13 protein-coding genes are annotated in these 10,519 nt (G+C 55.2%); 10 read left to right on the forward strand and 3 right to left on the reverse strand.

Translation table 11 applies throughout. The annotated features are described in order from the left end of the window. From mlaD to murA, 5 genes are all read left to right on the forward strand, one after another. Window positions 1–546 (forward strand): outer membrane lipid asymmetry maintenance protein MlaD, encoded by a 546-nt coding sequence (gene mlaD / locus U869_RS0102090; RefSeq protein WP_025122670.1) that lies wholly within the window; start codon window positions 1–3, stop codon window positions 544–546. A 14-nt stretch (window positions 547–560) separates the two neighbouring features. Then, a complete protein-coding gene (gene mlaC, locus U869_RS0102095) occupies window positions 561–1,190 on the forward strand; it encodes a phospholipid-binding protein MlaC (RefSeq protein WP_025122669.1) in 630 nt (209 codons plus the stop codon). Beyond that, the gene (mlaB, locus tag U869_RS0102100) at window positions 1,190–1,492 is read left to right on the forward strand and encodes a lipid asymmetry maintenance protein MlaB (RefSeq protein WP_025122668.1); all 303 of its coding nucleotides are present in this window, start codon (window positions 1,190–1,192) and stop codon (window positions 1,490–1,492) included. Before mlaC ends, mlaB begins: the two co-directional genes overlap by 1 nt. A gap of 155 nt (window positions 1,493–1,647) precedes the next feature. Then, complete coding sequence (ibaG, locus tag U869_RS0102105) at window positions 1,648–1,902, forward strand: BolA family iron metabolism protein IbaG (RefSeq protein ID WP_025122667.1); 255 nt, start codon at window positions 1,648–1,650, stop codon at window positions 1,900–1,902. 53 nt (window positions 1,903–1,955) lie between these two features. Continuing rightward, window positions 1,956–3,215 carry a UDP-N-acetylglucosamine 1-carboxyvinyltransferase gene (gene murA / locus U869_RS0102110; protein WP_025122666.1) on the forward strand — a complete coding sequence of 420 codons (1,260 nt, stop codon included), beginning with the start codon at window positions 1,956–1,958 and terminating at the stop codon, window positions 3,213–3,215. A gap of 59 nt (window positions 3,216–3,274) precedes the next feature. Here the strand turns inward: murA and degS are convergent, their stop codons facing one another. The 3 genes from degS to zapG form a co-directional block, all read right to left on the reverse strand. Further along, window positions 3,275–4,333 (reverse strand): outer membrane-stress sensor serine endopeptidase DegS, encoded by a 1,059-nt coding sequence (gene degS, locus U869_RS0102115; RefSeq protein WP_025122665.1) that lies wholly within the window; start codon window positions 4,331–4,333, stop codon window positions 3,275–3,277. 89 nt (window positions 4,334–4,422) lie between these two features. Continuing rightward, window positions 4,423–5,796 carry a serine endoprotease DegQ gene (gene degQ / locus U869_RS0102120; protein ID WP_025122664.1) on the reverse strand — a complete coding sequence of 458 codons (1,374 nt, stop codon included), beginning with the start codon at window positions 5,794–5,796 and terminating at the stop codon, window positions 4,423–4,425. Between the two features lie 198 nt (window positions 5,797–5,994). After that, window positions 5,995–6,393: a Z-ring associated protein ZapG gene (gene zapG / locus U869_RS0102125; protein WP_025122663.1), complete on the reverse strand. Its 399-nt coding sequence runs from the start codon at window positions 6,391–6,393 to the stop codon at window positions 5,995–5,997. 230 nt (window positions 6,394–6,623) lie between these two features. Here zapG and zapE point away from each other — a divergent pair, with 230 nt between their 5' ends. The 5 genes from zapE (at window position 6,624) to sspB (ending at window position 10,419) form a co-directional block, all read left to right on the forward strand. After that, window positions 6,624–7,748 (forward strand): cell division protein ZapE, encoded by a 1,125-nt coding sequence (gene zapE / locus U869_RS0102130; RefSeq protein WP_025122662.1) that lies wholly within the window; start codon window positions 6,624–6,626, stop codon window positions 7,746–7,748. A 296-nt stretch (window positions 7,749–8,044) separates the two neighbouring features. After that, window positions 8,045–8,473: a 50S ribosomal protein L13 gene (gene rplM, locus U869_RS0102135; protein ID WP_021180678.1), complete on the forward strand. Its 429-nt coding sequence runs from the start codon at window positions 8,045–8,047 to the stop codon at window positions 8,471–8,473. 15 nt (window positions 8,474–8,488) lie between these two features. Beyond that, window positions 8,489–8,881, forward strand: coding sequence for a 30S ribosomal protein S9 (rpsI, locus tag U869_RS0102140; RefSeq protein ID WP_025122661.1), 393 nt, complete (start codon window positions 8,489–8,491; stop codon window positions 8,879–8,881). Window positions 8,882–9,268: 387 nt separating this feature from the next. Next, on the forward strand, window positions 9,269–9,910 hold the full coding sequence (gene sspA / locus U869_RS0102145) for a stringent starvation protein SspA (protein WP_024483694.1): 642 nt from the start codon (window positions 9,269–9,271) through the stop codon (window positions 9,908–9,910). A gap of 5 nt (window positions 9,911–9,915) precedes the next feature. Next, window positions 9,916–10,419, forward strand: coding sequence for a ClpXP protease specificity-enhancing factor (gene sspB, locus U869_RS0102150; protein WP_037409077.1), 504 nt, complete (start codon window positions 9,916–9,918; stop codon window positions 10,417–10,419). Window positions 10,420–10,519: the final 100 nt, after the last annotated feature.

Below are 10,519 nucleotides of genomic sequence, written 5' to 3' on the forward strand. Positions count from 1 at the left end.
ATGCAAACGAAGAAGAGTGAAATCTGGGTTGGGGCGTTTATGCTGATTGCGCTGTGCGCCATCATCTTCCTCTGCCTCCAGGTGGCCAATATTAAATCGATCGGTAATGAGCCGACTTACCGTATCTATGCCACCTTCGATAATATCGGTGGTTTGAAAGCTCGCTCACCGGTGAAAATCGGTGGGGTGATGATTGGCCGTGTTGCGGCTATCTCGCTCGATCCGAAGACCTACACGCCACGCGTAGCGCTGGATATCCAGCAACAGTATAACCAACTACCAGACACCAGCTCGCTGGCAATCCGCACCTCCGGCCTATTGGGGGAGCAGTATCTGGCGCTGAACGTCGGTTTTGAAGATCCCGAAATGGGCACTGCTATCCTTAAGGATGGTGGCACCATTCAGGACACCAAATCAGCCATGGTGCTGGAAGATTTGATCGGCCAGTTCCTGTACAAGAGCGGGGGTCAGGATAGCCCGAACTCACCAGACGCTGCCGCAGCACCTGCACCGGATGCCGCTGCACATTCCGCTACAAGTCATTAATCGAGGAAACCTGCATGTTGAAACGTTTTTTAATGGTTGCCCTGCTGGTGGTTGCGCCGCTAGCGAATGCGGTCGATCAGACTAACCCCTATAGCCTGATGCAAGACGCTGCGCAGAAAACCTTTACCCGCCTGAAAAGCGAGCAGCCAAAAATCAAGCAGGATCCCAACTACCTGCGCACCATCGTGCATGAAGAACTGATGCCGTTCGTGCAGGTGAAATATGCCGGGGCACTGGTGCTGGGCCGTTACTACAAAGACGCCACGCCAGCACAGCGTGAAGCCTACTTCACCGCCTTCCAGGCCTATCTGGAACAGGCGTATGGTCAGGCGTTGGCAATGTACCAGGGCCAGACCTATCAGATCGAACCTGAGCAGCCGCTGGGCACAGCCGATATCGTTGCGATCCGCGTAACCATCGTAGATAAAGGTGGCCGTCCGCCGGTACGTCTGGACTTCCAATGGCGTAAAAACAGCAAAACCGGCCACTGGCAGGCGTATGACATGATCGCCGAAGGCGTCAGCATGATCACAACCAAGCAGAATGAGTGGGCATCCACCCTGCGTCTGAAAGGCGTTGACGGTCTGACCCAGCAACTGCAAGCGGCCGCGAAACAGCCGATCACTCTGGATCAGAAAAACTGATGGCCGCAGCGCTGAGCTGGGTAGCACAACAGCAAACGCTGGTGCTGAGCGGCGAGCTGGATCGTGAGACGTTATTGCCGCTATGGCAGCAACGTGAGATGTTGTTGGCGGATAAAACCGTGATCGATGTTGCTCAGTTGCAGCGTGTAGACTCCGCCGGTCTGGCACTGTTGCTGCATTTACGTGAGCAGCGGCGTCAGCAGGGAATCGAGATAAAAATTTCCGGCATCACCGAACGGTTGCAAACGTTGATCACGCTCTACAATTTGTCAGCAATAATGCCTGTCGAAACCGCAAGTTAGCCACATCTTTGGCGGCTTGACCGGGAAAAGTCAGCTAAAGGCCCCTGTTGCTCAGGGGCTTTTTCTTTGGTTTAAGAAAGCGGCGGATTCCACTAAGATAGGCGCCAAGCAGTCGCCCCGGGTGACTATGATCCTTCGATGCAGAACTGGATACTATGGAAAATAGCGAAATTAAAGACGTGCTGATGAAAGCGTTGGCACTGGAAGACGCGCACGTGACCGGCGATGGCAGCCATTTTCAGGTGATCGCCGTGGGTGAACTGTTCGCCACCATGAGCCGCGTCAAGAAGCAGCAGGCCGTCTATGCGCCGCTGATGGAATACATCGCGGACAACCGTATTCATGCCTTGTCGATCAAGGCCTATACCCCAGAAGAGTGGCAGCGGGATCGCAAACTCAACGGATTTTAAGGCTGTTTGCCCTGCGGGCAGGCAGCTCAGAACAGATAACAGAGAGTAGTCAAATGGATAAATTTCGTGTGCATGGCCGGACCCGTCTGAGCGGTGAAGTGACCATTTCCGGGGCGAAAAACGCCGCCCTGCCGATCCTGTTTGCCGCCTTGCTGGCGGAAGAGCCTGTCGAACTGCAAAACGTCCCGAAGCTGAAGGACATTGATACCACCATCAAGCTGCTCAACCAGTTGGGCACCAAGATCGAACGTAATGGTTCGGTATTTGTTGATGCCAGCGGCGTAAACGAGTTTTGTGCTCCTTACGATCTGGTGAAAACCATGCGTGCCTCCATCTGGGCATTGGGGCCGTTGGTGGCTCGCTTTGGCCGTGGCCAGGTATCGCTGCCAGGCGGCTGTGCCATTGGTGCGCGTCCGGTTGATCTGCACATTACCGGCCTGGAACAACTGGGTGCGGAAATCAAACTGGAAGAAGGCTACGTCAAGGCTTCCGTGGAAGGGCGCTTGAAGGGCGCTCATATCGTGATGGACAAGGTTAGCGTGGGCGCGACCGTTACCATCATGAGTGCCGCAACGCTGGCCACTGGCACCACCATCATCGAGAACGCGGCGCGTGAGCCGGAAATCGTCGATACCGCCAACTTCCTCAATACGCTGGGTGCCAAAATCAGCGGCGCGGGCACGGACAAGATCACCATCGAAGGCGTTGAGCGCCTGGGTGGCGGGGTTTACCGTGTGCTGCCAGACCGTATCGAAACCGGCACCTTCCTGGTTGCCGCTGCCGTTTCCGGTGGCAAAGTGCTGTGCCGCAATACCCGTCCAGATACTCTGGATGCGGTGTTGGCCAAACTGCGTGAAGCCGGTGCCGATGTTGAAGTCGGTGAAGACTGGATCAGCCTGGACATGCATGGTAAACGCCCGAAAGCGGTAACCCTGCGCACGGCGCCACACCCTGGTTTCCCAACCGATATGCAGGCGCAGTTCAGCCTGTTGAATCTGGTTGCGGAAGGCACCGGCGTGATCACCGAAACGATCTTCGAAAACCGCTTCATGCACGTGCCTGAACTGGTCCGTATGGGCGCACACGCGGAAATTGAGAGCAACACCTTGATTTGCCACGGCGTAGAGCAGCTGTCTGGTGCTCAGGTGATGGCGACCGATCTGCGTGCCTCTGCCAGCCTGGTATTGGCGGGTTGTATTGCCGATGGCGTCACGGTGGTGGATCGTATTTATCACATCGACCGTGGCTACGAGCGCATTGAAGACAAACTGCGCGCGCTGGGTGCCAATATCGAACGCGTGAAAGGCGAGTAACCGTCACCGGTTTGGCCTGTTACTGCGAATGAAGCCCGGCTTGCCGGGCTTTTTATTACCTAGCTATTATCTTCCGGGAACTCACCCACCGCCATATGCAGCGTAATGCGTTGCCCATCGCGCAGCACTACCACCGGGATCTGCGTCCCAGGGCGGATCTCCGCCACCTGATCCATCGTCTCCAATACCGACACCGCCGGTTTGTTATCGACGTTAATGATGATGTCATTAATATGGAACCCTGCATTGGCAGCCGGGCCGTTAGGGGTGATCTCAGTAACAATGATCCCTTGCAGGCGATCGATGCCGGTCGCAGAGGTACGCACCGGAATAATCTCTTTACCCTGGATGCCAAAGTAGCCGCGGATCACACGGCCATCACGGATCAGCTTATCCATGATCTTGGTTGCCAGCTCTACCGGGATGGCAAAGCCTAACCCCTCTGGCGTTTCTCCATCGGTGATCTTGTCATAGGTCAGCGTGTTGATACCCATCAGCTCACCCAGGGAGTTGACCAACGCACCGCCGGAGTTACCCCGGTTGATCGAGGCATCGGTTTGCAGGAAGGTTTGTCGCCCGGTGGTGCTCAGGCTGATACGCCCGGTGGCACTGATAATGCCCTGGGTCACGGTCTGCCCAAGGTTGTACGGGTTGCCGATCGCCAGCGCCACATCACCGATGCGGGCAGGACGTGCGGTATTGATTGGGATCACCGGTAGATTGCCCGGATCGATTTTCAGCACGGCCAGGTCGGTCAGGCTATCGGAGCCGACCAGTAACGCCTCGTAGCGGCGGCCATCTTGCAATACGGCGGTGATCTGCTGGGCGTCTTTGATTACGTGGCGGTTGGTAATGATATAGCCGCGATCGTTCATGATCACCCCGGAACCCAGAGAGAGCACGTTGGTCGCGCCACTGATATTACGGTTGTAGATGTTGACCACGGCAGGGGCAGCCCGGCGTACGCCGGTATTAAAGCTGACCGGCGTTTGATCGCTGGTATTCTCGGATTTGCTGGCGAATATGTTATTGGCGGAACGCAACATGGGCAGGGCGGCCAGCAGGATACCGGCGACCACCAAACCAATAACAATAGAACGCAAGAGCTTAGCAAACATGGAGTTTTAGTTAGTATAAGGAAAGATGGATGGAGGATAGCACGAGTTAACCGGGCGCAGTATGCTGCCGCGCCCGGTTTCGCAACAAATTAACGCAGTAACAGATAAATGTTTTCGTCGCCGCGTACGATGTTCAGCGCCATCACCGGAGGTTTTGCCTCCAGCAGTTTGCGCAGTGCGGTGATGTTCTCAACCCGCTGACGGTTGACGCCGATAATCACATCTCCTTTCTGCAGGCCAAACTGCGCCGCAGGGGTGCCTTTATCCACCTTGTCGATCTTCACGCCTTTATCGCCGTTTGGCAGCGCACCGTTGGTGAGCGCGGCACCTTGCAACGCAGGCGACAGGGTTTCGGCGTTGGTGGTGACGCTTTCGCTGTTATCCAGAGTGACGGAGACATCCATTGGCTTACCTTCACGCAGCAAGCCCACTTTAACGGTGGTACCCGGTGCGGTGGTGCCTACTTTGGCACGTAGTTCGGCAAAGCTGCTGATCGGCTTACCGTCCAGTGAAACCAGAATGTCACCGGCTTTGATACCGGCTTTGGCGGCGGCCGATTTTGGCATCACTTCGCTGACAAAGGCCCCGCGTTGGGCGTCCGTATTGAATGCTTTCGCCATATCGGCGGTCATTTCGCTGCCTTTGATGCCCAGCAGGCCGCGTTTCACTTCACCAAACTCAATCAGCTGCTTGCTCAGGCTTTGTGCCATGTTGCTTGGGATCGCAAAGCCGATGCCGATGTTGCCACCGCCCGGTGCCAGGATCGCGGTGTTGATACCGATCAGTTCACCGTCCAGGTTCACCAGCGCGCCGCCGGAGTTGCCACGGTTGATGGAGGCATCGGTCTGGATGAAGTTTTCCAGCCCTTCCAGGCTCAGGCCGCTACGGCCCAGTGCTGAGATGATCCCGGAAGTCGCCGTCTGGCCAAGGCCGAACGGGTTACCAACGGCCACGGCAAAGTCACCCACGCGCAGCTTGTCGGAGTCCGCGATTTTTACCGCCGTCAGATTTTTGACATCCGTGACCTGGATCAGGGCAATGTCGGACTGCTCGTCGCGGCCAATCAGCTTGGCGTCATATTCGCGGCCATCATTGAGCTGTACGCTGATCTTGTCGGCGTTATTGATCACGTGGTTGTTGGTAAGGATGTAACCCTTTTCCGCGTCGATAATCACACCGGAACCCAACCCTTCAAACGGGCGTGAGCTTTCTTTCGGTGCAGGCATGTTCGGGCCAAAGAAGAATTTAAACTGCTCGGGCAGCTGCGGCTGGCGCTGTACCTGGGTGCCTTCAACACGCACGCTTACTACGGCGGGCAGCACTTTTTCCAGCATTGGTGCCAGGCTTGGCAAGGTCTGGCCCGCCACAGCGGCAGGCATGGCTGCATTGGCAGCCGGAACGGAGGCAAACGCCAGGCTAATACTCATTGCTAATACATTAAGAATTAAAGTTCTTTTCTTCATTGGTGATAGCTCTCTCAAAACCTGTCGGTGAAATTTTTTACGATACTGCCACGGCAATATCCTTGTGAAGTCTAGGACAATGAATTTACGCGAAAAGTTCACTTGATCGCCAGGGTTAAGCACAGTGCAGGGCGGGGAACGGGGGCGAACGAAGTGAACAACCCGTGGGAGAGCCCCACGGGTCAGTATAGCGGGGAATTAATTACTGCGTGGTGCGCCGCGCAGCAGGCCAGATGCCCCTTCGGAATAGTCACGAGGCATTTCCACTGGAGCCTGATCGTTATCCGCTTCCGATTCGGACAGACGGTAGCGGAACGGGTTGTCCTGCATCGGCAGATCCGGCAGCAGGTTATTGGAGCTTTTCGCCATATGTTGATACAGCTGGCGATAGTCGCGCGCCATGTTATCCAACAGCTCGGCACTGCGGGCGAAATGGCCCACCAGCTCCTGACGATATTCTTCCAGCTCGGTTTTGCTCTTATCCAGTTCGTTTTGCAGCGCCTGTTGCTGACGCAGTTTACTGTTACCAAAACGCATCGCTACCGCACCGATTACGATACCGACCACCAAACCAATCAGCGCATACTCCCAGGTCATGATGACTCCTATTGTGACTTCGTTGTTCCGCAGGGATTTTTCACTTAATAATATCCACTATAACCGTTAACCTTGTCCGAGTGGAATCCTGATAAGCCAATACCCGCCATTTTCAGAGGGTTTATTGGGGCGCGACGCCGATAAATGTGGCGATCAGGGTGCGAAGCGGCTGCCATCCGCCGCGAAAAGTGGATAAATAAATTCTCAGCGTTGTTAGGGATTGCGAATACATGCAGGCACAGTCACCGTTATCACGCTACCAGCAGGCGCTGGATGCGGGGGAATATCAGGCCGATGCGGTTCAACGCCAGGCCGTCACGCAGTTGGATCAGATCTATCAGGCGTTGCAGCAGCTACCGGCTTCTACTAACGCTGGCAAGCGCCGTAATCTGCTTAGCCGTTGGTTAGGCAAGGATGAGGAAACCACCACCCAGCGGCCGGTGCAGGGGCTGTATATGTGGGGCGGCGTTGGCCGGGGCAAGACCTGGCTGATGGATCTGTTTTTCCACAGCCTGCCGGGCGATCGCAAACTGCGGCTGCACTTTCACCGCTTTATGCTGCGGGTGCATGAAGAGCTGACGGAGCTGCAAGGGCAGGAAAACCCGCTGGAGATCGTCGCCGACGGTTTCAAGGCGCAAACGGACGTGCTGTGCTTTGACGAGTTCTTTGTCTCCGACATCACCGATGCCATGTTGCTGGCAACGTTGTTGCAGGCGCTGTTCGCTCGCGGTATTACGTTGGTGGCCACTTCCAATATCATACCGGACAACCTGTATCGCAACGGGCTGCAACGCGCACGCTTCCTACCGGCGATCGATTTGATCAACGAGTATTGCGACGTGATGAACGTGGATGCGGGCATCGATTACCGGTTGCGCACCCTAACGCAGGCCCATCTGTATCTGACCCCGCTCAATCAGCAAACGCAGGACACGATGGATCACATCTTCCTCAAGCTGGCGGGCCACTCCGGGGAAGAGGCACCGGTGCTGCAAATCAATCATCGGCCAATGCCCACCTTGCGCGCTGTGGAAGGGGTATTGGCGATCGATTTTCATACCCTGTGTGAAGAGCCGCGCAGCCAACTGGACTACATCGCCCTGTCACGCCTTTATCACAGCGTGATGCTGTATAACGTGCGCATTATGGGGCCGCTGAAGGAAAACACCGCCCGGCGTTTCCTGGCGCTGGTGGACGAATTCTACGAGCGTCACGTCAAGCTGGTGATCGCCGCCGAAGCCTCAATGTTCGAGATCTACCAGGGCGAACAGCTGAAGTTCGAGTTTCAGCGTTGCCTATCCCGCCTGCAAGAGATGCAGAGCGAGGAGTATCTGAAGCTGCCTCATCTGCCGTAAAGGGCGTTCGGGCCTGGCTTCCAGGCCCATTTCCATCCCCGGTTACCGCAGTCAAACCGTCCCCCCGCGCTAAATACTTTTTACAGGCAAAAACAGGTCGACCTTTGTGAGCGACTTCTCTATAATCTTGCGACCCCACGTTACAACAGAGTTTTTTTCCCAAAACTTTGTATAGTGCCGGCAATGGCTATTCGAAGGGGTAGGTTTGCTGGACTTGTATGGTCGTGTGAGCCTCAACTGTTTTCGAGCGTTGGGTGAACACCTACGTGTAACTAAATTATTGGGTAAGCTTTCTAATGAAAACTTTTACAGCTAAACCAGAAACCGTAAAACGTGACTGGTACGTTGTTGATGCAGACGGTAAAACTTTAGGCCGTCTCGCTACTGAACTGGCTCGTCGTCTGCGCGGCAAGCATAAAGCGGAATACACCCCGCACGTTGATACCGGTGACTACATCATCGTTCTGAACGCAGAAAAAGTTGCTGTAACCGGCAACAAGCGTACAGACAAAGTGTATTACCACCACACCGGCCACATCGGTGGTATCAAGCAAGCGACCTTTGAAGAGATGATTGCCCGCCGTCCTGAGCGCGTGATTGAAATCGCGGTTAAAGGCATGCTGCCAAAGGGTCCGTTGGGTCGTGCAATGTTCCGTAAACTGAAAGTTTACGCGGGCACCGAGCACACTCACGCGGCACAGCAACCGCAAGTTCTTGACATCTAATCGGGATTATAGGCAATGGCTGAAAATCAATACTACGGCACTGGTCGCCGCAAAAGCTCCGCCGCTCGCGTTTTTATCAAGCCGGGCAGTGGTAACATCGTTATTAACCAGCGCACCCTGGAACAGTACTTCGGTCGCGAAACTGCCCGCATGGTAGTTCGTCAACCGCTGGAACTGGTCGACATGGTTGGTAAACTGGATCTGTACATCACCGTTAAAGGTGGTGGCATCTCTGGTCAAGCTGGCGCTATCCGTCACGGTATCACCCGTGCACTGATGGAGTACGACGAGACTCTGCGTGCTGAACTGCGTAAAGCTGGCTTCGTCACTCGTGACGCGCGTAAAGTTGAGCGTAAGAAAGTCGGTCTGCGTAAAGCACGTCGCCGTCCGCAGTTCTCCAAGCGTTAATTTTTACTGCTTCGGCAGTGCGATTTACGCGAAAAACCCGCCTCTTCGGCGGGTTTTTTTATGCCTATAATCAGCTTAAACTTCATCAAAATCCGTGGGTTAAGTGATAAATCCACGCATGGCCCCCACAAAACAGTCAAAATCTGGTAAACTATCACCCACTTTTGCGCCTGTTCGCCGTGCAGTGCTGTCAGTCTACCTCCGAGGCCGTTTTCCAGACCTAAGGTTTATCTGTGAGCTGCGGGCTTGCGGTCACGATTATTCAGGATAGCAGCCTGATTTACCCAATCATTTCACGTCGCAGCCAGGTGGCAACAACGCAATGGCTCGCGTAGTGATGGGTATTTTGGCTATTCGCCGTATTTTCTAGATAACTTGGAGGTTTTCATGGCTGTCGCTGCCAACAAACGTTCGGTAATGACGCTGTTCTCTGGCCCGACCGACATCTTTAGCCATCAAGTACGTATCGTACTAGCGGAAAAAGGCGTCAGCGTCGAGATCGAGCAGGTAGAACCCGATAATCTGCCGCAGGATCTGATCGACCTCAACCCATACCAAACGGTACCGACGCTGGTCGATCGCGAGCTGACGCTGTATGAATCCCGTATCATCATGGAATACCTTGATGAGCGTTTCCCTCACCCGCCATTAATGCCGGTGTACCCGGTGGCCCGTGGTGAAAGCCGTCTGATGATGCTGCGTATCGAGAGAAACTGGTACACGCTGATGTACAAAATCGAGCAGAGCAACGGCCAGGAGGCTGAATCAGCACGCCGTCAACTGCGCGAAGAGCTGCTGGCGATTGCGCCAATCTTCGGCCAGACCCCGTATTTCATGAGCGAAGAGTTCAGCCTGGTAGACTGCTACCTGGCCCCGCTGCTGTGGCGTTTGCCGCAACTGGGTATCGAACTGAGCGGTGCTGGCTCCAAAGAACTGAAAGGCTACATGACCCGCGTATTCGAGCGTGATGCATTCCTGGCCTCCTTAACCGAAGCCGAGCGCGAAATGCGCCTGCAGACTCGGGGCTAAGCATCATGGATATGTCTCAGATGACCCCGCGCCGTCCTTATCTGTTGCGGGCATTCTATGACTGGCTGTTGGATAATCAACTGACCCCGCATCTGGTCGTGGACGTTATGCGTCCGGATGTGCAGGTGCCGATGGAATTTGCACGCGATGGTCAGATTGTACTGAACATTGCTCCGCGTGCCGTTGGTAATCTGCAATTGGGTGACGATGAAGTGACCTTCAACGCACGCTTTGGTGGCGTACCTCGTCAGGTGCTGGTGCCAATGGCAGCCGTACTGGCGATTTATGCACGGGAAAATGGGGCTGGTACCCTGTTTGAACCGGAAGCCAAATACGAAGACGAGGGCGCTTTCGAAGGTCTGGAAGACGTGTCCAGCCCAACGGGCAGCCTGATGTCAGTGGTTGATAGCGATCCTCAGGATAGCGTTGAAGACGATAACGGCCCCGATGATGAACCGCCACCGCCGCCACGCGGTGGTGGCCGCCCGGCGTTGCGTGTCGTGAAGTAAGCGACGGCAGGCAGGATCAAGAAAGGTACAACCTCGGTTGTGCCTTTTTTATTGCCTGTCGATCGTGGGGGAGTTGCTGTTTCCCCTCACCCCAACCCTC

The organism is Serratia sp. H1w, from assembly GCF_000633355.1.
Classification (GTDB): Bacteria; Pseudomonadota; Gammaproteobacteria; order Enterobacterales; family Enterobacteriaceae; genus Chania.